This is a genomic window from Mycobacterium dioxanotrophicus (assembly GCF_002157835.1).
Lineage (GTDB): Bacteria > Actinomycetota > Actinomycetes > Mycobacteriales > Mycobacteriaceae > Mycobacterium > Mycobacterium dioxanotrophicus.
Map to the genome: position 1 here is coordinate 1,913,174 of NZ_CP020809.1, position 25,756 is coordinate 1,938,929.

Sequence of the window (25,756 nt, forward strand, 5' to 3'; positions counted from 1 at the left end):
TCACCTCGTCGCAGGCACCTTTTGCGGGTGGGGGACGTTGCTGTAACGAGAGCAGCAGGCCGATCGGTCGCTGCACGACAGGAGAGTGAAGATCGATGACCAGCCCATTCCAGCCCGGGCAGGCAGCCGGTGCGACACCAGGCGCGCCGCTGCGCGGCGCGTTGCCCACACCGCCCAAAGGGTGGCCGATCGGCTCCTACCCGACCTACGCCGAGGCACAGCGCGCGGTGGACTACCTGTCCGACCAACAATTCCCGGTTCAGCAGGTGACGCTGGTCGGTGTCGACCTGATGCAGGTCGAGCGCGTCACGGGCCGGTTGAGCTGGCCCAAGGTGCTCGGCGGCGGCGTGCTCTCGGGCGCGTGGCTGGGTCTGTTCATCGGCCTGATCCTGGGGTTTTTCAGCCCCAATCCGTGGAGTGCCCTGCTGACCGGTCTGATCGCGGGCGTGTTCTTCGGCCTGATCACGTCGGCGATCCCGTACGCGATGGCTCGCGGCACAAGAGATTTCAGTTCGACCATGCAGCTGGTCGCCGGCCGCTATGACGTGCTGTGCGATCCGCAGAGTGCCGAACAGGGCCGGGATCTGCTGGCGCGCTTGACGATCTGAGCCCATCTCGCCGCCGCTGCTGTGCGGTGTGGCAAAGTCAGCAGGTCACGATTGTGATGCGCGTGTGCCGAAAGTGTTGCACATCATGCGTATTTGGCTCTACGGTTTGCGCGCGGGCGGTTCCCGCCCGAAGTCGCAGCGGCGGCGACATGGAGTGACGGGAGGCCCAGCGGTGCGCGCTCGGCGGCTGTGTGCTGCGGCAGTGGCCGCGTTGACGGCGGTCACGACCGTCTCCGCCTGTGGAGCCCCCGGCAGCGGCGTGGTCATCAACTACTACACGCCGGCCAACGAGATGGCCACGTTCACCGCCGTCGCCAAACGCTGCAACTCCGAACTCGGCGGCAGGTTCACCATCAAACAGGTCAGCCTGCCGAAAGGTGCTGACGATCAACGGCTGCAATTGGCCCGACGCCTGACGGGCAACGACAGGTCGCTCGACGTGATGGCGCTCGACGTGGTGTGGACGGCGGAATTCGCCGAAGCCGGTTGGGCGCTACCGCTGTCCGACGATCCGGCCGGGCTCGCTGAGTCGGATGCCAGCGAGAACACCTTGGCGGGCCCACTGCAGACCGCGCGCTGGCAGGGCAAGCTGTACGCCGCGCCCATCACCACCAACACCCAATTACTGTGGTACCGAGCCGATTTGATGGATGCACCGCCTCGAACCTGGGACGGCATGGTGGCCGAGGCGACGCGCCTGCACGCGGCAGGCAAGCCCAGCTGGATTGCGGTACAGGCAAAGCAGTACGAGGGCCTGGTGGTGTGGTTCAACACGCTGCTCGCGAGTGCGGGTGGTCAGGTGCTCTCCGACGATGGCAAGACCGTCACCCTCACCGACACCCCTGAGCATCGGGCGGCGACCGTGAAGGCATTGCAGATCATGAAGTCGGTCGCGACCGCACCGGGTGCCGATCCGTCGGTGACCCAGACCGACGAGGGCACCGCCCGCCTGGCGCTCGAACAGGGCAAGGCCGCCCTCGAGGTGAACTGGCCGTTCGTGCTGCCCTCGCTGTTGGAGAACGCGGTCAAGGGTGGCGTGAAGTTCCTGCCGCTCAACGAGCGTCCCGACCTCACCGATGCCATCAACGACGTCGGCACCTTCTCGCCCAGCGATGAACAGTTCGAGGCGGCCTACGACGCCAGCAAAAAGGTCTTCGGCTTCGCCAACTACCCGGGCGTGCGCGCCGGCGAACCGGCGAAAGTGACCATCGGTGGTCTCAACCTGGCGGTCGCGTCCACCAGCCAGCACAAGGCCGAGGCCTTCGAAGCCATTCGCTGCCTGCGCAACATCGACAATCAGCGCTACACCTCGGTGGAGGGCGGCCTGCCCGCGGTGCGGGAATCCCTCTACGACGATCCGGCCTTCCAGGCGAAGTACCCGCAGTACGCCATCATCCGCGAGCAACTCAGCGATGCCGCGGTGCGCCCGGCGACCCCGGTCTACCAGGCGGTGTCCACCCGCATCTCGGCGACGCTGGCCCCGGTGACCGCGATCGACCCGGAGCGGACGGCCGACGTGTTGACCACGCAGGTGCAGAAGGCCATCGACGGTAAGGGGCTGATCCCGTGACGTCGTCCACCGCAACCGCACCGGCGGCTGCGACCGACGACCGCCGGTCGCAGCGCCGCCTGGCCTATGCGCTCATCGCTCCCGCGGTGATCCTCATGCTCGCGGTGACGGCCTATCCCATCGGGTACGCGGTGTGGCTGAGCCTGCAGCGCTACAACCTGGCCGCGCCGGGGGACACCGCGTTCGTCGGGGCGGACAACTACGTCACGATTCTCACCGACCGGTACTGGTGGACGGCGTTCGCCGTGACGCTGGGGATCACGGTCGTGTCGGTGGCCATCGAGTTCGTGCTCGGCATGGCGTTGGCATTGGTCATGCACCGCACCATCTTCGGCAGAGGCGTCGTGCGTACCGCGGTGCTGATCCCGTACGGCATCGTCACCGTCGCGGCGTCGTACAGCTGGTACTACGCATGGACTCCCGGCACGGGATACCTGGCGAACCTGCTGCCAGAGGGCAGCGCACCGTTGACCGAACAGGTGCCGTCGCTGGCCATCGTGGTGCTGGCCGAGGTGTGGAAGACCACGCCGTTCATGGCGCTACTGCTGTTGGCCGGGCTGGCCCTGGTACCGCAGGAACTGCTCAACGCCGCCCAGGTCGACGGCGCGGGTGCGTGGCAGCGTCTGGTCAAAGTGATTCTGCCGCTGATGAAACCGGCCATCCTGGTGGCACTGCTGTTCCGCACCCTTGACGCGTTCCGGATCTTCGACAACATCTATGTGCTGACCGGTGGGGCCAACAACACCGGGTCAGTGTCGATCTTGGGTTACGACAACCTGTTCAAGGCGTTCAACCTCGGGTTGGGTTCGGCCATCAGCGTGTTGATCTTCGCCTCGGTCGCGATCATCGCGTTCATCTACATCAGGATCTTCGGGGCGTCGGCGCCCGGGTCGGACGCGGAGGGCCGCTGATGAGCGAACGGAGCGAACGGGTCGGTGCGCGCCGCGCGACCGGATGGGTTGTCGTCGACGCCCTGGTGATTCTCTATGCGTTGTTCCCGGTGTTGTGGATCCTGTCGTTGTCGTTGAAACCGACGTCAACGGTCAAGGACGGCAAGCTGATTCCGACGCAGATCACCTTCGCCAACTACAAGGGCATTTTCACCGGCGACATCTTCAGCTCGGCGCTGGTCAACTCCATCGGTATCGGACTGATCACCACGGTGATCGCGGTGGTGGTCGGCGGCATGGCGGCCTACGCCGTGGCGCGGCTGGCGTTCCCGGGTAAGCGACTGCTGGTCGGCGTCGCCCTGCTGATCGCGATGTTCCCGCAGATCTCGCTGGTGACACCGCTTTTCAACATCGAGCGCAGGCTCGGCCTGTTTGACACCTGGCCGGGACTGATCATCCCCTACATCACTTTCGCGCTGCCGCTTGCCATCTACACGCTCTCGGCATTCTTCCGGGAGATCCCATGGGACCTGGAGAAGGCCGCGAAGATGGACGGTGCCACTCCGGCGCAGGCGTTCCGCAAGGTCATCGCCCCGCTGGCGGCGCCCGGCATCGTCACCGCGGCCATCCTGGTGTTCATCTTCGCGTGGAACGATCTGCTGCTGGCCCTGTCGCTGACCGCGACCCAGCGTGCCATCACGGCGCCGGTGGCGATCGCGAACTTCACCGGCAGTTCGCAATTCGAGGAGCCGACCGGATCGATCGCGGCAGGCGCGATGGTCATCACCATCCCGATCATTGTCTTTGTCCTGATTTTCCAGCGGCGGATCGTCGCTGGGCTGACCTCCGGTGCGGTAAAGGGGTAGTTGGATGGCCGAGATTGTGTTGGACCGGGTGACCAAGAGTTACCCCGACGGCGCAGGCGGTGTCCGGGAAGCCGTCAAAGAACTGTCCATGACCATCGCCGACGGCGAGTTCATCATCCTGGTCGGGCCGTCCGGGTGCGGCAAATCCACCACGCTGAACATGATCGCCGGACTTGAGGAGATCTCGTCGGGCGAGCTGAGCATCGGCGGGGAACGGGTCAACGAGAAGGCGCCCAAGGACCGCGACATCGCGATGGTGTTCCAGTCCTACGCGCTGTACCCGCACATGACGGTCCGGCAGAACATCGCCTTCCCGCTCACACTGGCCAAGATGAAGAAGGACGAGATCGCGGCCAAGGTCGAAGAGACCGCCAAGATCCTCGACCTGACCGAACTGCTGGACCGCAAGCCCGCTCAGCTCTCCGGTGGGCAGCGGCAGCGGGTGGCGATGGGGCGGGCAATCGTCCGCAGCCCCAAGGCATTCCTGATGGACGAGCCGCTCTCCAACCTGGATGCCAAACTGCGGGTTCAGATGCGTGCGGAGATCTCGCGGTTGCAGAGCCGGCTGGGTACCACCACGGTGTACGTCACCCACGATCAAACCGAGGCGATGACGCTGGGTGACCGGGTTGTCGTGATGCTGGCCGGTGTGGTGCAACAGATCGGTACCCCCGACGAGTTGTACAAGAACCCGGTCAACCTGTTCGTGGCGGGCTTCATCGGTTCGCCTGCGATGAATTTCTTCCCGGCGACGTTCACCGATGTCGGGGTGCGGTTGCCGTTCGGTGATGTGACGCTGAGCCCCGACGTGCACGAGCTGCTGGCCCGAGCGCCCAAGCCGGACAACATCATCGTCGGGATCCGGCCCGAGCATCTGGAGGATGCGTCCCTGCTGGACGGGTACGCCAGGATCCGGGCCCTGAGCTTCACCGTCCGCGCCGACATCGTCGAGTCGCTGGGCTCGGAGAAGTACATCCACTTCACCATCGACGGCGGCGGCGCCCGTGCAGCGCAGCTGGCCGAGCTGGTCGCAGACTCCGGGGCGGGCGAAAACGAGTTCGTGGCAAGGGTTTCCGCGGAATCCCGAGTGACGGCCGGTCAGCAGATCGAGCTGGCGTTCGACACGTCGAAGCTGGTGATCTTCGATGCCGACTCGGGGCTGAACCTGACCCGGGCCATCGAACCCGACGAGACGCCCGAACCCGAGCCTGAAGCCGAAGCGGCACCCGCGCCCGAGCCTGAAGTCGAGGCGCCTGAGGCCACCGAGGCGCCTGAGGCGGATGTCGACGCAGCCGCAGAACCCGCCGACGCCGCCGAGGAGAATCCCGCGGCGCCGTCCGAGCCCAAAGCCGAGTGACCGACGTTCTGGCGGCCGTGCGAACCGGTCTCGACGAGCACTTCGCCGCCGCGGGCATCACCGCCGAACCAGTCAGCGCGAGCGTCACGTTCCTGGGCACCGAGCGGATCGAGGTGCTGCGTTTCGGCCCCGATCCTGCCGACGCCGATGTGTACCACTATGTGACGCTGGGCTGTTCGCGTCACCCGATGTTCGACCCGACCGAGTTCGTGGCCGACCCCATCCATGGCCCGCGGGCCGAGGTGACGGTGTCGCTGCGCGGACCGACGCCGACCGGGCTGGCCCGGTCGCTGGCGATCCTCGCCGCGGCGCCTGCGGTCGAGGGTCTGGTGCTCGAGGCCGATGCGCTGGTCGACCTGGAGACACCGTTGTTCGCCGGTGCGCCGTTCACCGCTTTCCTGTTGTCCCCCAGCGATATCGGTGAGATCGCCTTGCCGGATCCGATGACTGCGGTGAATGTGCTTGCGGCGACCCCGATCACCGCGACGGAGGCGGCGTGGGTGCGGCTCAAGGGCGCCGACGCGATGCGTGAGGCGTGGCAGACCGACGGTGTGGACGTGCTGAATCCGGCCCGCAGGGCCGCCAACCCGACCTGAGTCAGAGCCAGTCGTTCTTCCGGAAGGTGCGGTGCAGCACCAGGCACACCGCCAGCATCAGGGTGAGAACCGCGGGATAGCCCCAGACCCAATGTAATTCGGGCATGTTGTCGAAGTTCATCCCGTAGATCCCGGCCAGCGCGGTCGGTACCGCCGCGATGGCGACCCACGCCGAGATCTTGCGCATGTCGACGTTCTGCTGCATCGCGACCTTGCCCAGGGCCGCCTGCACCAGCGAGCTGAGCATCTCGTCGTAACTGGAGATCCGCTCGGAAGCCTGGATGGTGTGATCGTTGACGTCGCGCATGTAGCGCCGCACCTCGACGGAGATGACGTCATTGTGGTCGGTGAGCAGCCGCTGCAGGGCCAGCGTCAGCGGGCCGACAGCACGGCGCAGTTCGACGACCTCGCGCTTGAGCAGGTAGATGCACTCGATGTTGGTCGGGGTGTCGGGGGAGAAGACGTTCTCCTCCATGACATCGATGTCGGTTTCCATCAGGTCGGTCACGTGCAGATAGTGGTCCACCACATGGTCGGCGATCGCGTGCATCACGGCGAACGGGCCCAGTGTCAGGATGGCCGGCGAGGCGTCGAGACGTCGGCGCACGCCGGCCAGCCCGCCGTGTTCACCGTGCCGGACGGTCACCACGAAGTCCGGGCCGACGAAGATCATGATCTCGCCGGTCTCGACGATCTCGCGGGCGTTGGCCACCGAGGCGTGCTCGACGTAGTTGACCGTCTTGATCACCAGGAACAACGTCTTGTCGTAGCGCTCCAGCTTGGGGCGCTGATGGGCGTGCACCGCGTCCTCGACCGCGAGCTCGTGCAACCCGAAAACGTCTGCGACAGACTGCATCTGGTGCTCATCAGGCTCATGCAGGCCGACCCACGCGAATGCCTTCTTCCCGGCGCCCTCCAGTTCGCGCACCTTGGCCTGGGCGGCCGCGTGGGTGTATTTGCCGGGCAACCTCTCTCCGTCGCAGTACACCCCGCAGTCGACCATGGCCCGGGCCACCGGAACGTGGATGGATTTGGCATCGGTGACGGGAGGTTTGGCCCGCGCAGCGGGGCGGAGCAGCGACGGCGGTAGTGCACGGAACGAGGGCATTCGCTGGGCCTCCCATCAGCTGTGACCGGCACCCGATCGGGCCGGTTGAATCGTACGCGCCCAACCTGTTACCAACAGCTCACGAGAGGGGAACTCGGCCCTGTGAGATTGGTCTGTGAAGTACCCTGGCGCCGTGTCGGAAAGTACTGTCGCTTCATCGCGTGAGGACTCCGCGACGGCGCGCACACCTCAGGTTGTCGTCGAAGATTCCGAGATCTTTACTGCTCACGAAGGCGGCAAGCTCTCCGTCGAGCTCATGTCGCCGCTGGACACCCAGCGGGCCTTGTCGATCGCCTACACCCCGGGCGTCGCCCAGGTCAGCCGGGCCATCGCCACGGATCACACGCTGGCCGCCAAGTACACATGGGCCAACCGCTTGGTCGCCGTCGTCAGCGACGGCACCGCGGTTCTGGGCCTCGGCGACATCGGCCCTGCCGCGTCGCTGCCGGTGATGGAGGGCAAGAGTGCGCTCTTCAAGTCGTTCGGGGGGCTCAACTCCATCCCGATCGTGCTGGCCACCAAGGATCCGGACGAGATCGTCGAAACCCTGATCCGGCTCCGCCCGACGTTCGGGGCGGTCAACCTGGAGGACATCTCGGCGCCGCGGTGTTTCGAGGTCGAGCGTCGCGTCATCGAGGCGCTCGACTGCCCGGTCATGCACGATGACCAGCACGGCACGGCCATCGTGGTGCTCGCCGCGCTGCTGGGGGCCACCAAGGTGCTCGAGCGCGACATGCACAACTTGCGGGTCGTTGTGTCGGGCGCCGGTGCGGCTGGGGTGGCCTGCACCAACATGCTGCTCGCCAAGGGCATCGCCGACATCACCGTGCTGGATTCGCAGGGCATCGTGCACGGCGATCGCGAGGGCATGAACTCCTTCAAGACCGAACTGGCGGGGCGTACCAACCCACGCGGTCTCACCGGCGGCATCGCTGAGGCGCTCGACGGCGCTGACATGTTCCTCGGAGTGTCGGCAGGCATTGTGCCTGAGGAGCTCATCGCCACGATGGCCCCGGGCGGCATCGTCTTCGCCCTGTCCAATCCGGATCCGGAGATCCATCCGGATGCGGCCCGCAAGCATGCCGCGATCGTCGCGACGGGCCGCAGTGATTTCCCCAACCAGATCAACAATGTGCTGGCCTTCCCGGGCGTCTTCCGGGGTGCGCTCGACGCCGGTGCCCGCCGGATCACCGAGAAGATGAAGGTGGCCGCCGCGGAGGCGATCCATTCGGTCGTCGGGGACGACCTGGCCGTCGACCACATCGTGCCCAGTGCGCTCGATCCCCGGGTCGGGCCCGCGGTGGCCGCGGCCGTGGCGGCCGCATCAGGAGACTGACCCTGTCTGTGCGTCGTCGACTGGTATTGGCGCTGGCGGTCGTACTGCTGATCGCCGGCTGCAGCTCCCACCCGCCGCCTGCCCCGATGGCCGTCGCGGCGGGCATGACACCGGAGTATGCGCTGATCGGCCAGCTGTATGCGGCCGCGCTGCGCTATTACGGTACCCCCGCCGAGGTCACCCCGACCAAGGAGGCGCTGGGCGCGCTGGACTCCGGTTCGGTGACCGTCTTGCCCGGGTTCACCGGACAGTTGCTCGAGACGTTCGCGCCCGGTGCGTCGGCGCATTCCGATGAGCAGGTCTACCGCGATCTGCTCTCGGCGTTGCCCGAGGGCGTCGCCGCCGGTGACTACACCATGTCGGCCCAGGACAAACCCGCCGTCGCGGTGACCGAACAGACCGCGTCCGCCTGGGGCGGGAAAGATCTGTCAGCACTGCGCCGCAACTGCGCCAAAGTGGTGCCCGGGGCTATCAAGGGCGCAGCCGTTCCTGCGCTGGTAGGCACCTGCCACCTGCCCAAACCCGTCGAATTCGCTGATCGCGCAAGCCTTTTCGCGGCGCTTCGGGCCGGGAAGATCAACGCGGCATGGACCACCACCGCCGATCCGGCCAACCCGGCGGAGGTGGTGGTGCTCGCCGACCGCACTGCGATGATCCGCGCGGAGAACGTGGTGCCGCTGTACCGGCGCAATGTGCTCAACGAACGCCAGATCCTGGCGGTCAACGAGGTCGCAGGTGTCCTGGACACCGGATCGCTGGCGGACATGTTTCGGCAGGTGGCCGAAGGCGCCGACCCGCGCGCGGTCGCCGACGCCTTCCTGCAGGCCAACCCGCTCGGCCACTAGCCCGTCAGTAGGGCAGGATGCGGCTCATGGCGGTGGAGAACAACCGCTGGTAGCCCGAGCCCGTGATGCGCACGACGATGTCGAGCAGCTTGGCGTCCGGGCCGACGAGCACCCGGGCCTTGTTCTTGCGCACGGCCTCGAGGATGATCTTGGCGGCCCGCTGCGGTGTGGTGTTGGCCAGCTTCTTGTCGAAGACCTTGGCCAGTTCCTGCGGGTCAAGACCCTCGGCTGCCGTGGCGTTGCGGGCGATGGCGGTCTTGATGCCGCCCGGGTGCACGGTGGTGACCTTGACCGGGTGCTTGGCCAGCGCCATTTCCTGGCGCAGCGCTTCGGTGAACCCGCGGACGGCGAATTTGGCCGAGTTGTAGGCGGCCTGGCCCGGGACGGCGAACAGGCCGAAGATGCTGGAGACGTTGACCACGTGTCCGTCGCCTGAGGCGATCAGATGCGGCAGGAACGCCTTGGTGCCGTTGACGACGCCCCAGAAGTCGACGTCCATCACGCGCTCGATGTCTTTGTAGCTGCTGACCTCGACGTCGCCGGTGAACGCGATGCCTGCGTTGTTGTAGATCTGGTTGACCTTGCCGTAGTGCTCGACGACCGAGCCTGCGTACAACTCGAAGGCTTCGCGCTCGGTGACATCGAGCCGGTCGGCCTTGACCGGCGCGCCGATCGCCTTGAGCCGCTCCTCGGTGACGGCGAGGCCTTCGGTGTCGACGTCGCTGATGGCGAGCTTGGCACCCGAGCGCCCGAGCTCGATGGCCAGTGCCTGTCCGATACCCGACCCGGCGCCGGTCACCACGGCGACCTTTCCGGCAAAGCCTTCCATGCGCACTCCCTTGTGTCGTTTGACTGGTGTCGAGATTAGCCGGTACCCGCGGTTCCGTGTAATGCGGCCGGCTTTCTCGCGCTCAGCTTCAGGAAACTCGTGAACATGCGCTGGTAGCCCGATCCGGTGACCCGCACGACGAGGTCGAGGAGTTTGGCGTCGGGGCCCACCAATACGCGCGCCTTGTCCTTGTGTACGGCGTTGAGGATGAGTTGCGCCGCGCGTTGCGGGCTTGTTCTGGCGAATTGCTTGTCGAAGTTGGCCGCCACTTCGTCGGCGTCGATACCGTCGGCCATGATGGCGTTGCGGGCGATGGCGGTCTTGATGCCGCCGGGATGCACGGCGGTCACCTTGACCGGGTGCTCGGCCAGCATCATCTCCTGGCGCAGGGCCTCGGTGAACCCGCGGACGGCGAATTTGGCCGAGTTGTAGGCGGCCTGCCCGGGCAGCGAGAACAACCCGAAGACGCTCGACACGTTGATGACGTGGCCGTCGCCCGAGGCGATGAGATGCGGCAGGAATGCCTTGGTGCCATTGACGACACCCCAGAAGTTGACGTCCATGACCCGTTCGATGTCCTTGAACCGGGCCACCTGGATATCGCCGGCGTATCCGATGCCCGCATTGTTATAGATCTGGTTGACCGCACCGAAGTGTTCCTTGACCTCGTCGGCATAGGCGAGAAACGCCTCACGTTCGGTGACGTCGAGGTGGTCGGCCTTGACGGGCGCACCGATCGCTTTGAGTCGTCTCTCGGTGTCGGCCAGACCATCGATGTCGACATCGCTGATGGCGAGCTTGGCGCCTGCGCGAGCCAGTTCGACGGCCAGTGCCTGTCCGATTCCTGAGCCTGCGCCAGTGACGACAGCAACCTTTCCAGCAAAGCTATTCATGTAAACCGCTCCATTGCTCGAGGTGTCTGGCGCCGTCGTCTCGGCACTGCTTCACAAGACATTGACGATCGCCAGAAGTGAAAATGGGTTCAGCCGGGGCCCGGCTTTCGCATTCACAGCCCTATTGGCACGGTGATCCCCCGGTCGTCGTCTCCTGGTGCTACGGAAAGGCCATGATTCACAGCAGTTTACGATGTGGAGCGGCGCGTCACGGGTGGCCTGTAGGGAGTTCGTACCACTGGATCGCCGCATCCACAAGCCGAGCCGCATCGCCTGCGCGACATTGCCGGCGCGATGAAATGTGCAACCGACGCGGTCGAACGTTATCCCGAACCTGATCGGTGATTCACTGATATGTGCCGAGCAAACAACTACGACGCGGCAGCGCTCACCGGCCGCCACACTTCGGCGAGGGTCTCCAGCGGCAGGTCGAGGACATCGCTGAGTCCGACAATGGTGCCGAATGCGGGGGAGGGCAGGCGACCGGTTTCGATCTTGCGCAGGGTCTCGGGGGAAATGCCTGCGCCGCGTGCGACATCTTCGAGCGTGCGGGCCCCCCGGGCTGCGCGCAATGCGGCGCCGAGGCGGCGGCCTGCGGCGACTTGCTCGGGGCTGAGCGGCGTACGGACCACGTCACCACGGTAGCGCTGGTATTTGTATACCGCTAGTCTTGGTATTTAAATACCGCACAAGGAGTAGTGACGTGATCGAACTCAAGACCGACGCCGAGATCGAGAAGATGCGGACCACCGGCCGGTTCGTGGCTCAGGTGCTCGCCGAACTCGGCGGGCTGGCCGAGGTCGGGGTGAACCTGCTCGACCTCGAACACCACGCCCGGGACATGGTCAAGCGCCGCGGCGCACAGTCCTGCTACTGGGATTACGACCCGTCGTTCGGGTCGGGACCGTTCCGCAACGTGATCTGCCTTTCGGTGAATGACGCTGTGCTGCATGGACTTCCCTTCGACTACGGGCTGCGTGACGGCGACGTGTTGAGCATGGACTTCGCGGTCTCCATCGAAGGCTGGGTCGCCGACGCCGCGCGCACCGTGATCATCGGCACGGCTGCCGACGAGGACGTGCGGCTGATCCGCGCGACCGAAGAGGCGCTCGCGGCGGGCACTGCGGCAGCACTGCCCGGCGGGCGGCTGGGCGACATTTCCGCCGCCATCGGCGCCGTCGTCGCGGCGTACGGCTACTCGGTCAATCTGCAATTCGGCGGGCACGGTCTCGGTAGGACCATGCATGAAGATCCGCACGTACCGAACAACGGCAAGGCCGGGCGCGGCATGCTGCTGCGGGCAGGCATGACGCTCGCACTGGAGCCGTGGCTCGCCCGCACCACCAACCGCATCGTCTATGACCGGGACGGCTGGACCATCCGCTCTGCCGACGGATCCCGTACTGCGCACACCGAGAACACCATTGCGATCACCGACGCCGGCCCGGTGGTGCTCACCTGCTAATACCGCGGGCGCAGCAACAGCGTGGCGACGACGCTGATCGCGGCGGTGCCGACCAGATACCCGCAGGCGTACCAGGGCTTGCCGCCGCCCGCGGCGATGAGCGCCGTCAGGATCAGCGGCGTCAGACCCGACGCATACACCCCGGAGAGCTGATACACCGTCGACAACCCGGTGTAGCGAGTGCGCGTCGGGAACAGCGACGCGTACAGCGTGCCCTGGGCGCCGTAGAACCACGCGTGAATCACGCCGAACGCCAACAGCATTGCCGCCGAATAAGCCAGGATGCTGCGAGTGCCGAACAGTGCGAACGCCGGGAACACCACCAGACCGTAGGCGGCGATCCCGCTGGCATACACCGTGCGGGCGCCGAACCGGTCGGCCAGATGGCCCGACACCGGCAACAGCGCTGCCATCACCAACGCCGAGATGGTGACCACGATCAGCACCGGCACCTTGCCCAGGTGCAGCGTGGTGGTGGCATACGCGATGGTGAACACACCCCAGGTGTTGAACGCCGCACCCTCACCCCACCGGGACAGCAAGCCGAGGATCGTGGACCGCAGCGCCGGCGGCCGGAAGATCTCCCGCACCGGGACCGCCGCACGGTCGTCGTCGGCACGGATCTTCTCGAACGCGGGGGTCTCGGCCACCCGGAAGCGCACCACCACGCCGAAGATCACCAACGCGATGCTGATCAGAAAGGCGATGCGCCAGCCATAGGCCAGGAAAGCGTCCGGTGACAGGGCCAGCTGCAGCACCACGAACACTCCGGTGCCGAGCGCAAGGCCCAGCGCCAGCCCGACCTGGGGAATGCTGCCGAACAGCCCACGGCGGTGGCGTGGGCTGTGCTCGACGGCCAGCAGTACCGCGCCGGCCCACTCACCGCCGAGGGCGAAACCCTGCACGACGCGCAGCACCAGTAGCAGCACCGGCGCCAGCGCCCCGATCTGAGCGGCCGTCGGCAGCAGGCCCATCAACGCGGTGGCACCGCCCATCAGCAGCATGGTCAGTGCCAGAGTGCGCTTGCGGCCGATCCGATCGCCGATATGCCCGAAGACGAACCCGCCGATCGGACGCACCACGAAACCGACCGCGAACGTCGCGAACGCCAACATGGTCCCGACAAACGAGCTCTGGTCGGGGAAGAACGCGTGGTTGAACACCAGGCTCGCGGCAGTGGCGTAGAGAAAGAAGTCGTACCACTCGATCGTCGTCCCGAGCAGGCTGGCCAGCAGGGCAGTCCGAACGGTCCGCGGATCGGCAGGCGACGCGGCGGGTTCCGCGGCCGGGGCGCTCGTCGTGAAGGTCACCCTTGTTGACTAGTCGCCCCGGGCCGCGGTGCCCAGCGTTGCGTGCGCGGTGATTCGAACCCGCGCGGTAGCTATCGACTACCCGAACGCGAGATCGATGATCTCCTGCTGTTCGACCGCGTGCACCTTCGATGAGCCGGATGATGGTGCGGACATGGCGCATCGGGAGATGCGTTTGATGGGGTTGAAGTATTCGGGGAGGACTTCGGGCAGGGTGAGTCCGACCGACGGCCAGGCGCCTTGGTTGGCGGGTTCTTCTTGGACCCAGTATTTGTCGGTGGCGTTGGGGTAGTTGTCGAGGGTTTGGGCCAGGCGGCGTTTGGGTAGCGGGGCGAGTTGTTCGAGCCGCACGATGGCGACGTCGTCGCGTTTGTCTTTGACTTTGCGGGCGGCGAGGTCGTAGTAGATTTTGCCGCTGCACAGCAGGATGCGGGTGACTTTGGTGCGGTCGCCGTCGCCGTCGGTGTAGGTGGGTTCTTCGAGGACGGAGCGGAATTTTTGTTCGGTGAAGTCGCGGATGTCGGAGACGGCGGCCTTGTTGCGCAGCATGGATTTGGGGGTGAACACGATCAGGGGGCGTTGGATGCCGTCGAGGCCGTGGCGGCGCAGCAGGTGGAAGTAGTTGGCCGGGGTCGAGGGCACGGCGATGGTCATCGATCCTTCGGCCCACAGTTGTAGGAAGCGTTCGATGCGTCCGGAGGTGTGGTCGGGGCCTTGGCCTTCGTGCCCGTGCGGCAGCAGCAGTACGACGTTGGACAGTTGGCCCCATTTGGCTTCACCGGAGGAGATGAATTCGTCGATGATGGATTGGGCGCCGTTGACGAAGTCGCCGAATTGGGCTTCCCAGAGCACCATGGCGTCGGGGTTGCCCACCGAGTAGCCGTATTCGAAGCCGACGGCGGCGTATTCGGACAGTGCGGAGTTGTAGACCAGGAACCGGCCGCCGGTGGGGGTGCCGTCGGTGGTGGTGGCCAGCAGTTGCAGCGGGGTGAATTCTTCACCGGTTTTGCGGTCGACGATGACGGCGTGGCGTTGGGTGAAGGTGCCGCGTTGGGTGTCTTGGCCGCTCAACCGGACCAGTTTGCCTTCGGAGACCAGCGAGCCGAGGGCGAGCAGTTCGGCGAAGGCCCAGTCGATTTTGCCTTCGTAGGCCATTTCGCGGCGTTTTTCCAGGACGGGTTTGACGCGGGGGTGCACGGTGAACCCGTCGGGCAACGCGAGGTGGGCGTCGCCGATGCGGGCCAGCAGGGATTTGTCGACCGCGGTGGCCAGGCGTTGGGGGATTTGTTGGTCGGCTTCGACCGATTCGCTGGGTTCGGCGGCGTGTTTTTCCAGTTCGCGGACTTCGTTGAAGACGCGTTCGAGTTGGCCTTGGTAGTCGCGCAGGGCGTCTTCGGCTTCTTTCATGGAGATGTCGCCGCGGCCGATCAGGGATTCGGTGTAGGCCTTGCGGGAGCCGCGTTTGGTGTCGATGACGTCGTACATGTAGGGCTGGGTCATCGATGGGTCGTCGCCTTCGTTGTGCCCGCGGCGGCGGTAGCACAGCATGTCGATGACGACGTCTTTTTTGAACGCTTGGCGGAAGTCGATGGCCAGCCGCGCCACCCAGGCGCAGGCTTCGGGATCGTCGCCGTTGACGTGGAAGATCGGCGCGCCGATCATTTTCGCCACGTCGGTGCAGTACTCGCTGGAGCGGGAATCGGTGGGTGCGGTGGTGAATCCGATCTGGTTGTTGACCACGATGTGGATGGTGCCGCCGGTGCGGTAGCCCTTGAGCAGGGCGAGGTTCAACGTTTCGGCGACCACGCCTTGGCCGGCGAACGCGGCGTCGCCGTGCAGCATCAACGGCACGACGGGGAAGGTTTGCGAGCCTTCGGCGTCGGTGCCGTCATCGAGGAGGTCTTGTTTGGCGCGGACCAGGCCCTCCAGCACCGGGTCCACCGCCTCCAGATGCGACGGGTTGGCGGTCAGCGAGACTTGGATGTCGTTGTCGCCGAACATTTGGATGTAGTTGCCTGAGGCGCCGAGGTGGTATTTCACGTCGCCGGAGCCGTGGGCTTGGGACGGGTTGAGGTTGCCTTCGAACTCGGTGAAAATCTGGGAGTAGGGTTTGCCGACGATGTTGGCCAGCACGTTGAGCCGGCCGCGGTGCGGCATGCCGATGATGACCTCGTCGAGGGCGTGTTCGGCGGCCTGATCGATGGCGGCGTCCATCATCGGGATGACGGTTTCGGCGCCTTCCAGGGAGAAGCGTTTCTGCCCGACGTATTTGGTTTGCAGGAACGTTTCGAACGCTTCGGCGGCGTTGAGTTTGGACAGGATGTATTTCTGTTCGGCGACGGTGGGTTTGGCGTGTTTGACCTCGATGCGTTCCTGCAGCCATTTCTGCTGTTCGGGTTCGAGGATGTGGGTGTATTCCACCCCGACGTGGCGGCAGTAGGCGTCGCGCAGCAGGCCCAGGATGTCGCGCAGTTTCATGTATTGCTTGCCGGCGAACCCGTCGACCTTGAACACCCGGTCCAGATCCCACAGGGTGAGGCCGTGGGTGTTGACGTCCAGATCGGGGTGGCTGCGGAAGCGGGTTTTGTCCAGGCGTAGCGGGTCGATGTCGGCCATCAGGTGGCCGCGGTTGCGGTAGGCGGCGATCAGTTCGATGACGCGGGCGTTCTTGTCGGCGATCGAGTCCGGGTTGTCGGTGCGCCACCGCACCGGCTCGTACGGGATGCCCAGTTCGCGGAAGATTTCGTCGAAGAAGTCGTCGTCGAGCAGCAGCTGGTGGATGGTGCGCAGGAAGTCGCCGGATTCCGCGCCCTGGATGATGCGGTGATCGTAGGTCGAGGTCAAGGTGATGAGCTTGCCGATGCCGACCTCGTTGATGCGTTCGGCACTCGCGCCCTGGAATTCGGCGGGGTATTCCATGGCGCCGGCGCCGATGATGGCGCCCTGCCCGGCCATCAGGCGGGGTACCGAGTGCACGGTGCCGATGGTGCCGGGGTTGGTCAGGGAGATGGTGACCCCGGAGAAGTCTTCGGCGGTGAGTTTGCCGTCGCGGGCGCGCCGGACGATGTCCTCATAGGCGGCGATGAACTGGCCGAACGCCATGGTTTCGCACTTTTTGATCGCGGCGACGACCAGTTGGCGGTTACCGTCACGACCGGGCAGGTCGATGGCCAACCCAAGGTTGGTGTGTGCGGGGGTGACCGCGTTGGGTTTGCCGTCGATTTCGGCGAAGTGCCGGTTCATGTTCGGGAACGCCTTGACCGCTTGCACGATGGCATAGCCGAGCAGGTGGGTGAAGCTGATCTTGCCGCCGCGGGTGCGTTTGAGGTGGTTGTTGATGACCACCCGGTTGTCGATCATCAACTTCGCCGGGATGGCCCGCACGCTGGTCGCGGTGGGCACCTCCAGCGAGGCGTTCATGTTCTTCACCACCGCCGCCGCAGCACCCCGCAACACCTGCGAAGCATCACCCTCGGCCACCGACACCGACTTTGCCGCCTTGGGTGCCGGTGCCGCCGCAGCAGCAGCGGGGGCCGGCGCCGCGGGAGTAGCCGGGGCGGGCGCTGCCGGGGCCGCCGCAGCCGGGGGAGCAGCGGGGGTGGCGGGCGCGGCCGGCGCCGGGGACTGGCCGTTGGCGGCCGTGGTATCGGTCACAGGCTCGGGCGAATAGTCAACAAGAAACTCATGCCAACTCGGATCCACCGACGACGGATCCTCGCGGAACTTGCGATACATCTCCTCGACCAACCACTCGTTCTGCCCGAATGGTGAAGGTGAACTGGTCACGGCAGCTGCTCGCCTCGATTCTTGGTCTCGGCAAGCCGTGGCAAGGGGGCTCGCCGCTCGTCTTTTCGTTGTGTCTGCGGTGACCTGCGTGACCGCCGTCTAAAGGCTAGCGCCTCCGAGCCGACGGCGACCAGGCACCGCCCATCTGGGCAGGACGTATTGTCGCGGGCCCTCAGGACTGCGCGGACGGCAGCACATGCAGGGTCGCGGGCCACCGTGGCGGGGGCGGACCGAACGCCTTCTGTGCGTTGCCGATGATCTTCTTTCCCATGAGCCGGTTGCCCACGCCGCCGACGACGGCGCCGATGCCGATCGGCAGCATCTTGCCCAACGCCATGGCGCCGCGCTTGAGGGTGTACTTCTTGACGAAGAACCGCACGAGTCGCGAATTGAGCTGGGACACCGCGGGCAGTGGCAGCGTTGCTGCACCATCGGACAGCCAGGCCCCGCTGGTGCGCCCGGAGCCCAGCAGGTCGGCGATCGCGTGCTTGCTGTCCTCGCCGACGAGCACCGCGAGCACCAGGGCGCGTCGGCGCTCCTTGTGGTCGGCGGGGATGCCGTGGACCTCGGCGACGGCGAGGACGAACACCGACGTCGCCTCCAGGAATACCACGGTCTCGCCGGCCACCGCAGACAGCGCCGTCAGCGTGCCGATGCCGGGAAACGCCGCGGCCGAGCCGACCGCTGCGCCGCTGGCCATCACGGCGGCCAGGTAGTGCTTTTCCAGCCGGGTGACGATCTCGGCCGGCGTGGCGTTGGGCCGCTGGCTGCGCAACCGGTCGACGTAGGCCTTCACCGCGGGCGCTTGCACGCGTGCGCTGCGCTCCAGGATCGCCGACAGAACCCTCGCCGCAGCGCTGGGATCCTCGTCCGCACCATCGCGGACTGCCGGCAACTGTTTCTTGGTGGAACGAGCGCTCACTTCGGGGCCTCCCCACGTGCGGACCGACAAACATCGGCTGAATGTCCAGGCTAACCCTTGTGGAACGTGCGGCGACGGCTGCAGGGTTTCCGTCCGTGACACCTGTCACGGAATAAAAAACTGCGATGCGTGGCTAACCAATTTCATGGCATCATCGCCCCACGTGGACGAGACGACAGCCAGCCAGAATCCCGGCGTAAGCCGCACCCGCATGATTCTGGTGTTGGGCGCCCTGATCGCCCTCGGCCCGCTCACCATCGACATGTACCTCCCTGCACTGCCGAGGATCGCCGACGAGCTCTCGGTGTCGTCGTCGGTCGCGCAGCTCACGCTCACCGGAACGCTCGCGGGGCTAGGATTGGGCCAGCTCATCGTGGGTCCGTTGTCGGATTCCCTGGGCCGGCGGCGTCCGCTGATGGCTGGCATCGTGCTGCACATGCTGGCGTCCCTGCTCTGTGTCTTCGCCCCGAACATCGCGGCTCTCGGCATCGCGCGCGGCCTGCAGGGCATGGGCGCGGCGGCGGCCTCGGTGGTCGCGGTTGCCGTCGTCGGCGACCTGTTCGCGGGTTCGGCTGCGGCGACCGTGATGTCCCGGCTCATGCTGGTGCTCGGCGTGGCGCCGGTGCTCGCGCCCTCGCTGGGCGCGGCGGTCCTGCTGAAGGGTTCGTGGCACTGGGTGTTCATCGCGCTGGTGCTGCTGGCCGGTGCCCTGTTGCTGATGGCCGTGCTGGCGCTGCCGGAAACGCTGCCGGTGTCGCATCGGCGCCCGTTACACGTCGGCAGCATTCTCGGCACCTATGCCGAACTGCTGCGAGACGCGCGATTCGTCATCCTGGTGCTCGTCGCGGCTCTCGGCATGTCCGGTCTGTTCGCCTACATCTCGGCCGCGCCGTTCGTACTGCAGGGCCGCTACGGGCTCGATCAACAAGCGTTCGCGCTGGTGTTCGCCGCAGGTGCGGTCGCACTCATCGGGTCGACGCAGTTCAACGTGGTGCTGCTGCGGCGGTTCACCCCTCAGGCCATCACCGTGACTGCGCTGGCCGCGGCTTCGGTGGCCGGCCTGTTGTTCATCGGCATCACCGTGGCGCAGGTCGGCGGGTTGACGGGGTTTATCGCACCCGTGCTCGGCATCCTGGCGGCCATGGGTCTGGTGATTCCCAATGCCCCGGCTGTGGCGCTGTCACGTCATCCCGATGCGGCGGGGACTGCCGCCGCGCTGCTCGGCGCCGCCCAGTTCGGGCTCGGTGCAGCAATTGCGCCCTTGGTCGGCGCGCTGGGCAACGGGGCGCTGGCGCTTTCGGTGGTGATGACGCTGGGTGTCATGATCGCGCTGTTTGCGTTGCTGGCCGTCGGGTTGCGACGCGATGACGAGACTGTGGACGACATCGTTCCCGCAGCCGTCGTCGAACCTGCTTGACGGGTCCCCACCGGCACGCCGACTTGTCGCCAGCGGGGTGGATCCGTAGCGTCGGCTGGGGCCAACTCGTTGCCGTCCCCTCACTGATCACATGTTCGAGACCTTGAACGCCCGGTTCGCGGGCCGCACTGCCAGCCACAACCCGTGGAACGCGTTGTGGGCGATGATGGTCGGCTTCTTCATGATCCTGCTCGACGCCACCATCGTGGCCGTCGCCAATCCGACCATCATGCAGCGGTTGGGCGCCGACTACGACGGCGTGATCTGGGTGACCAGCGCTTACCTGCTGGCCTATGCCGTGCCGTTGCTGGTGTCGGGCCGGCTCGGCGACGTGTACGGGCCGAAGAACCTCTACCTCGCCGGGCTGGCGGTGTTCACCGCGGCGTCGCTGGCGTGTGGGCTGGCGGGCAGCATCGAGACCCTGATCGCCGCGCGCGTCGTGCAGGGGATCGGTGCGGCTTTGTTGACGCCGCAGACCCTCTCGACCATCACCCGGATCTTCCCGCCCGAGCGGCGAGGCGTCGCCATGAGTGTGTGGGGCGCCACCGCAGGTGTGGCCACGCTCGTCGGCCCGCTCGCGGGCGGCGTCCTGGTCGGTGGTCTGGGCTGGCAATGGATCTTCTTCGTCAACGTGCCGATCGGGATCATCGGCTTCGGTCTGGCGGTTTGGCTGGTTCCCGTGTTGCCGACCGCGCCGCACCGGTTCGACCTGCTCGGTGTGGCGTTGTCCGCCATCGGCATGTTCCTCATCGTGTTCGCGCTGCAGGAAGGACACGCGCACCACTGGGCGTCGTGGGTGTGGGGGACGCTGGCCGCCGGGGTCTTGGTGATGGTCGGATTTGTCTACTGGCAGTCGGTCAACACCGCCGAACCACTGATTCCTTTGCGCATCTTTGCTGACCGCGATTTCAGTCTGGCCAATATCGGAGTGGCCACCATCGGCTTCGCTGTGACGGCGATGATCCTGCCGCTGATGTTCTTTGCACAGTCGGTGTGCGGGCTGTCGCCGACCAGATCGGCACTGCTGGTCGCGCCGACGGCGATCGCCAGCGGTTCGCTGGCACCGCTGGTGGGCCGCATCGTGGACCGCTCACATCCGCGGCCGGTGGTCGGCTTCGGCTTCGCCGCCATGGCCGTCGGTCTGACGTGGTTGTCGATCGAGATGACCCCTGTCACGCCGATCTGGCGGCTGGTGCTGCCCCAGGTGTTGATGGGCGTCGGGATGGCATTCATCTGGTCGCCGCTGGCCGCGACCGCAACCCGCAATCTGTCGCCCAGCCTGGCCGGCGCCGGGTCGGGTGTGTACAACGCCACCCGGCAGGTCGGGTCGGTACTCGGCAGCGCCGGCATCGCGGCTTTCATGACGTGGGAGATCGGCAGGCAGATGCCGGGACCCGCGGTGGTCGAGCCGCGGGCCGAGACCGCCGCGACGGTGCTGCCGGGATTCCTGCACGAGCCGTTCGCCACGGCCATGGCCCAGTCGATGCTGCTGCCGGCCTTCATTGCGCTCTTCGGTGTGGTCGCGGCGTTGTTCCTGCGCGGCTTCGGTGACCGTTCGGGTGTCGCCGAGGACAGCTATGCCGACGAGGTCGATGACGTCGACGACGTTGACGACCGCGACGAACCGACCGAGGTGCTGCGCGTGGTGGGTCCTGTCAACCAATACCTGCCCGACTACCCGGACGACGACGAGTACATCGAGTACACCGTGCAGTGGGATGAGCCCGAGCCCGAGCCAGTGTCCGGCGCCGAGCCGGAGCCGGCACCGGATCCCGTCACGGAGCCGCTGAGCACCCAAGCGCCGCCCGCGGACGCTGCCGAGGACGAGGACCCGTGGCAGGCGATACTGAACCGGCTCATGGCCGATATGCCGGCGAATTCGTCAGACGAGCTGATCGGTCACGCGCACAACGGCTTTCACGTTGATGCCGGGCAGCATTTCCGCCCGCTGAAGCCGCCGAGCGGGGAGCACCGCCGCGTCAACGGCAATCACTACGGCGGGGACCCCGACGACAACCCGTCCTACGGCAGGCATTCGCGCCCGGGGGATTAGCGCAGCAGCCGGTCAGTGCGCTGCGTTGTAGGCATCCATGATGGACGCCGGAATGCGGCCGCGCCGGGAGACGTTATGGCCGTTGGCCACAGCCCATTCGCGTATCGCCCGAATTTTCTCGGGGCCCGAGGGTGCGGCCGCGGTGGCTTTACGTGACGCGGCTTTACGCTGCGGAGTTGCTTTGGGCTTGGCCGACTGTCGCGGTTCCGGCCGGGCTTTCTTGCGTGCGGCCCGGGCGTCGCGGGTCTGCGCTTTCTTGGCGGCGGTGATGTAACGAGCCATGTCCTTGTCGAACTGGGCGCCGTTCTTGGTGGTCAAGACGAGCGAGTAGTCCTGCCCGCGATAAGAAAACTCAACCGTGTCAACAACGTCTGCGTCGATCTCCACCCCATCGAGGTCGTCGACGTACTCGATTGTCACTATCTTGCCCACGCAGATTCCTTCGGGTCGGTGAATGCTTTTGTTCCGAGAGTACCGAGCCCTAGAAATGCGCCCAATTCGACGACGCCTGCCGGAGTGGCGGGTAGGTAATCGGTGAGTGCCGCCGAACGCACGATGACGGCGGCGTATTTGGCCCGGCTCACCGCCACGTTGAGGCGATTCCGGTTGAGTAGGAACGAGATTCCACGCGGTACGTCATCGATCGACGACGCCACCATGGAGATGAATACCACCGGTGCCTGCTGACCCTGAAATTTGTCCACCGTGCCCGCCCGAACCTCGGTGAGCCCGGCGGCGTCGAGTCGCTGGCGCAGCATCACCACCTGCGCGTTGTACGGCGTCACGACCAGCACCTGCTCCTGGGTCAATGGCCCGCTGCCGTTCTCGTCGGTCCATGCCGACCCGAGCAGCCGGGAGATCTCGGCCACGATGGCGTCGGCCTCCTCGGGACTGTCGGTGGCGTTGCCGTCGTGCTCGAGAGTCAGCAGCCGTACCCCGGGCTCGTAGCCGTCGAGGCTGCGCGCGGCGGTGATCGCATCCACCGAATGCAACCGGCCGTCATAGGACAAGCGCGACACCGCCGCACACACCGCGGGATGCATGCGGTAGGAGCGGTCCAGGAAGTAGCCGAGCTCGGCCGGCAAGGTGTGGTGATCGCCGACCAGCCAGCCCAGCGCCGAGGTGTCGACCGGTTCGGGGTGGGTGCCCGCGCTGACCTGCGGCAGCTGTTGCGGATCGCCCAGCAGCAGCAGATTGGCCGCAGCAGGCGCCACGGCGATGGTGTTGGCCAAGCTGTACTGCCCGGCCTCTTCGACGACCAGCAGGTCCAGACTTCCCGGCGGCACCCGCGTCGCATTGGCGAAATCCCATGCCGTGCCGCCGATCACGCAGCCCTCATGCTCGGAGATGAACGCCGGATAGTCCTTTTCGTCGAGCTCTGTCCAACATGGATTCTCGTTGCGGCCCTTTTTGGCGACCCGGGCCGCATCCACGCCGGCCTTGACGATATCGCGAAACAGATTCTCCACCACCGCGTGCGCCTGTGCCACCACGCCGATGCGCCAGTGATGGTGGTTGACCAGCTTGGCGATCACCGCCGCCGCGGTATAGGTCTTGCCGGTTCCGGGTGGGCCGTGCACGGCCAGGTATGACGAGTCCAGATCCAGTAGCGCTGCGGTGATCTGCTCCTCGACCGGCCGGTCATCGTGGGGCAGGGCGGTGCCGCTGCGGGTGCGGGGCGGCCGGCGCAGCAGCACGTCGACGACGCCGGTCGCAGGCAAGCGGGGCAGGCTCGCCGCGATCTGGGCTGCCGTCGCCTCGATCGATTCGCGCAGAGCCGTGGTCCGGATCGGCGGCCCCGGCGTCAACGCGAACGGGGTCTGATCGAACACCGTGCCGCCCTTGGGTTCTCGCTCCGTGACCAGGACTTCGGTCGGGGCGGCGGGATCGTCGCACTGGAGCACCTGCACCGATCCGAACGCGCGACGCTGCGGATCGTCCGTGAGGCCGTCGGGGGCAGGGGGATCGTAGAGCGCGTACATCTCCCGGCTCAGCTCGCCGTTGGCCAGCATGCCGCGCAGCAGCACCTGCCGCTGCGGTTTACGGGCCCGCGGCGGGGTGTGCCAGTCCGTGACGACGGTCGCCTGCTCGGATACGAAAACTCCTGCGCTGTCGGCCCATTCGTCGACAGGGTGGTTGAGCCGGTCAAAATGCCCCCACCAGTACGGCTTGTCCTCGCGACGGTGGTAGCCGCGGGCGGCCGAGATCATCGCCACCGCCTGCTGTTCGGGTTTTCGTTCGGCGTCGCCGACGAAGCGTCTCAGGGTGCGGGCCAGCTGGTCTTCCGGCTCGGTCGGCCCGCCATCGGTCACAGGTTGGGCGCCCAGCGGCGGCACGCTCGACTCGATGGCCCGGTTGATCAGCCAGTCGCGGAGCTTGCGCGTGGACGTGCAGTCGTAGCGGTTGTAGTCCTCGATCTCCTTGAGGACGACGGTGGCGTCATCGTGGCGTCCCTCGGCCCGCAGCGCGCAGTATTTCGCGTACTGGGTGATCGAGTCGGTGGCGGTGGTGACGTCCCCGCTGCGCAGCTGCGACCCCATGTACAGCGGCTCAAGCGATTTGAGGCTGTAATTCTTGGTCCCGATGCGAATACTCTTGCGCACCAACGGATAGAGGTCGACCAGGATGCCGTTGCGCAGCAGTTCGTCGACGGCGTCCTCACCCTCGCCGTAGCGCCCGGCCAACCGCAGCAGTGCGGTCTTCTCGTAGGCCGCGTAGTGGTAGATGTGCATGTTCGGATAGCGCTTGCGCCGTTGCCGGACCAATTTCAGGAAGTCGCGCAGGGCCTGGCGTTCCTCGGCGCGGTCATGCGCCCACAGCGGGTGAAAATCCTCGGCCTTGGTGCCGAGCACTCCGAACATGTACTCCAGACCCCACTGTCTGCCGTCGTCGGTCCACAGCGGGTCACCCTCGAAGTCGAAGAACAGATCGCCCTTGTCCGGGTCGGGCAGTTGCATGAGCGGCTGAGCGTCGACCACCTGGAACGGCGGCTTGCCGTCGACCTGGTCCGCGCGCTGCAACCGCGCCTGCGCGGTCAGGTTGGCCAAGATGCGGGGGTGCAGACCGTCGACGGGGCCCTCGTGGCGGGTTAGCTCGGTGACCGTGCTGACCCCGGCGTCGATCAGCCGGGCCCGCTGGGTCACCCGCATGCCTGCGACCAGCAGCAGATCGTCGTGGGCACTGACCTGCGCGGCGCACTCCGGGCAGCGGAAGCACGCCCGCACATCGTCGGCCCAGCTGACGGGCTTCCCCGCGGCCAGGTGCTCGTCGAGCAGCCGCTGCAGAGCGTCGCGGCGGGGCCCGTACACGCCGAGCAGCTCGTCGACCGGGTACGACGCCACCGCGCCGTCACCCAACACCAACTCGACCTCGTCGGCCACGGGCACGCCCGCGGCGCTCAGCGTCTGGTTGTACGCCGCGAGTTGCAGCAGCGCTTCCACCTTCACCGAGCGGGCCAGCTTGGTGTCCCGGAGCCGGTAGCGCTCCCCGTCGAACATCAGAAAGTCGGCGAACCCCGCGAACCGGCCGTCGAACATCGCCGCCTGATAGATCACCGGCGCGCGGCTTCGCACGGCGTCCAGGGTCTGCTCGGCAGCGGCGGTCAGCCCGGCGACGGTGTAGGCGGGCCGGCCGATGACCGTCACCGACGTGTCGGAGCGCAGTTCGTCGAGGTGGCGCTGTTCGTGCTCATCGCCGAGTTGGGCGGTGCGGGCAAGCAATTCATCATCACCGGTAGGCGCGGGACCCCAACCGAGGCGGGCGTCGAACGAACGCAGCAACGCGTATTCGCAGCGGGCCGCGGCGGCGAGGTCCGAGGCGCTGTAGATGACCACGCGGTCCTCGGTGACGAACACGTTGTCACTGTAGGTGAGTGGCCCGACAGTGGCGGCCCGCGAAACAGCGTT

At 66.4% G+C, this 25,756-nt stretch carries 20 protein-coding genes; 11 read left to right on the forward strand and 9 right to left on the reverse strand.

Annotation, left to right across the window (positions count from 1 at the left end):
• Positions 1-95: 95 nt before the first annotated feature.
• From BTO20_RS09230 to BTO20_RS09255, 6 genes are all read left to right on the forward strand, one after another.
• Positions 96-608 (forward strand): general stress protein, encoded by a 513-nt coding sequence (locus BTO20_RS09230; protein WP_029366602.1) that lies wholly within the window; start codon positions 96-98, stop codon positions 606-608.
• A 172-nt stretch (positions 609-780) separates the two neighbouring features.
• The gene (locus BTO20_RS09235) at positions 781-2,178 is read left to right on the forward strand and encodes an ABC transporter substrate-binding protein (RefSeq protein WP_087075214.1); all 1,398 of its coding nucleotides are present in this window, start codon (positions 781-783) and stop codon (positions 2,176-2,178) included.
• Complete coding sequence (locus BTO20_RS09240) at positions 2,175-3,089, forward strand: carbohydrate ABC transporter permease (RefSeq protein ID WP_087075216.1); 915 nt, start codon at positions 2,175-2,177, stop codon at positions 3,087-3,089. Before BTO20_RS09235 ends, BTO20_RS09240 begins: the two co-directional genes overlap by 4 nt.
• Positions 3,089-3,934: a carbohydrate ABC transporter permease gene (locus BTO20_RS09245; protein WP_087075218.1), complete on the forward strand. Its 846-nt coding sequence runs from the start codon at positions 3,089-3,091 to the stop codon at positions 3,932-3,934. Before BTO20_RS09240 ends, BTO20_RS09245 begins: the two co-directional genes overlap by 1 nt.
• A gap of 4 nt (positions 3,935-3,938) precedes the next feature.
• Complete coding sequence (locus BTO20_RS09250; protein ID WP_087075220.1) at positions 3,939-5,291, forward strand: ABC transporter ATP-binding protein; 1,353 nt, start codon at positions 3,939-3,941, stop codon at positions 5,289-5,291.
• A complete protein-coding gene (locus BTO20_RS09255) occupies positions 5,288-5,887 on the forward strand; it encodes a suppressor of fused domain protein (protein WP_087075222.1) in 600 nt (199 codons plus the stop codon). Before BTO20_RS09250 ends, BTO20_RS09255 begins: the two co-directional genes overlap by 4 nt.
• A gap of 1 nt (position 5,888) precedes the next feature.
• Here the strand turns inward: BTO20_RS09255 and corA are convergent, their stop codons facing one another.
• Positions 5,889-6,995: a magnesium/cobalt transporter CorA gene (gene corA / locus BTO20_RS09260; RefSeq protein ID WP_198344309.1), complete on the reverse strand. Its 1,107-nt coding sequence runs from the start codon at positions 6,993-6,995 to the stop codon at positions 5,889-5,891.
• A gap of 133 nt (positions 6,996-7,128) precedes the next feature.
• Here corA and BTO20_RS09265 point away from each other — a divergent pair, with 133 nt between their 5' ends.
• Entirely contained in the window at positions 7,129-8,331 is a 1,203-nt protein-coding gene (locus BTO20_RS09265) for an NAD(P)-dependent malic enzyme (protein WP_087075224.1), read from the forward strand.
• 2 nt (positions 8,332-8,333) lie between these two features.
• Entirely contained in the window at positions 8,334-9,176 is an 843-nt protein-coding gene (locus tag BTO20_RS09270) for a glycine betaine ABC transporter substrate-binding protein (protein WP_408632186.1), read from the forward strand.
• Positions 9,177-9,180: 4 nt separating this feature from the next.
• Here the strand turns inward: BTO20_RS09270 and BTO20_RS09275 are convergent, their stop codons facing one another.
• The 3 genes from BTO20_RS09275 to BTO20_RS09285 all read right to left on the reverse strand — a co-directional run bounded on the left by BTO20_RS09275 (position 9,181) and on the right by BTO20_RS09285 (position 11,530).
• Positions 9,181-10,005, reverse strand: coding sequence for an SDR family NAD(P)-dependent oxidoreductase (locus BTO20_RS09275; RefSeq protein ID WP_087075228.1), 825 nt, complete (start codon positions 10,003-10,005; stop codon positions 9,181-9,183).
• A gap of 35 nt (positions 10,006-10,040) precedes the next feature.
• The gene (locus BTO20_RS09280) at positions 10,041-10,898 is read right to left on the reverse strand and encodes an SDR family NAD(P)-dependent oxidoreductase (RefSeq protein WP_087075230.1); all 858 of its coding nucleotides are present in this window, start codon (positions 10,896-10,898) and stop codon (positions 10,041-10,043) included.
• A 371-nt stretch (positions 10,899-11,269) separates the two neighbouring features.
• Entirely contained in the window at positions 11,270-11,530 is a 261-nt protein-coding gene (locus BTO20_RS09285) for a helix-turn-helix domain-containing protein (protein WP_087075232.1), read from the reverse strand.
• 71 nt (positions 11,531-11,601) lie between these two features.
• On the opposite strand from BTO20_RS09285, the gene map reads away from it, so the two are divergent.
• Positions 11,602-12,363 carry a type I methionyl aminopeptidase gene (map, locus tag BTO20_RS09290; RefSeq protein WP_087075234.1) on the forward strand — a complete coding sequence of 254 codons (762 nt, stop codon included), beginning with the start codon at positions 11,602-11,604 and terminating at the stop codon, positions 12,361-12,363.
• On the opposite strand, the gene BTO20_RS09295 is transcribed toward map, so the two are convergent.
• From BTO20_RS09295 to BTO20_RS09305, 3 genes are all read right to left on the reverse strand, one after another.
• Entirely contained in the window at positions 12,360-13,598 is a 1,239-nt protein-coding gene (locus tag BTO20_RS09295; RefSeq protein ID WP_232491208.1) for an MFS transporter, read from the reverse strand. The two genes, map and BTO20_RS09295, sit on opposite strands and share 4 nt — an antisense overlap.
• A gap of 153 nt (positions 13,599-13,751) precedes the next feature.
• A complete protein-coding gene (locus BTO20_RS09300) occupies positions 13,752-17,408 on the reverse strand; it encodes a multifunctional oxoglutarate decarboxylase/oxoglutarate dehydrogenase thiamine pyrophosphate-binding subunit/dihydrolipoyllysine-residue succinyltransferase subunit (protein WP_408632187.1) in 3,657 nt (1,218 codons plus the stop codon).
• A 223-nt stretch (positions 17,409-17,631) separates the two neighbouring features.
• Complete coding sequence (locus BTO20_RS09305; RefSeq protein WP_087075240.1) at positions 17,632-18,381, reverse strand: hypothetical protein; 750 nt, start codon at positions 18,379-18,381, stop codon at positions 17,632-17,634.
• A gap of 145 nt (positions 18,382-18,526) precedes the next feature.
• Between BTO20_RS09305 and BTO20_RS09310 the strand changes: the two genes are divergently transcribed.
• Together BTO20_RS09310 and BTO20_RS09315 are read left to right on the forward strand one after the other, a co-directional pair.
• Complete coding sequence (locus BTO20_RS09310) at positions 18,527-19,798, forward strand: multidrug effflux MFS transporter (RefSeq protein WP_087075242.1); 1,272 nt, start codon at positions 18,527-18,529, stop codon at positions 19,796-19,798.
• Between the two features lie 91 nt (positions 19,799-19,889).
• Positions 19,890-21,851: a DHA2 family efflux MFS transporter permease subunit gene (locus BTO20_RS09315; RefSeq protein ID WP_087075244.1), complete on the forward strand. Its 1,962-nt coding sequence runs from the start codon at positions 19,890-19,892 to the stop codon at positions 21,849-21,851.
• A 12-nt stretch (positions 21,852-21,863) separates the two neighbouring features.
• Here the strand turns inward: BTO20_RS09315 and BTO20_RS09320 are convergent, their stop codons facing one another.
• Together BTO20_RS09320 and BTO20_RS09325 are read right to left on the reverse strand one after the other, a co-directional pair.
• Positions 21,864-22,283: a histone-like nucleoid-structuring protein Lsr2 gene (locus BTO20_RS09320; RefSeq protein WP_087075246.1), complete on the reverse strand. Its 420-nt coding sequence runs from the start codon at positions 22,281-22,283 to the stop codon at positions 21,864-21,866.
• Positions 22,271-25,705 (reverse strand): TM0106 family RecB-like putative nuclease, encoded by a 3,435-nt coding sequence (locus tag BTO20_RS09325; RefSeq protein WP_087075248.1) that lies wholly within the window; start codon positions 25,703-25,705, stop codon positions 22,271-22,273. Before BTO20_RS09325 ends, BTO20_RS09320 begins: the two co-directional genes overlap by 13 nt.
• Positions 25,706-25,756: the final 51 nt, after the last annotated feature.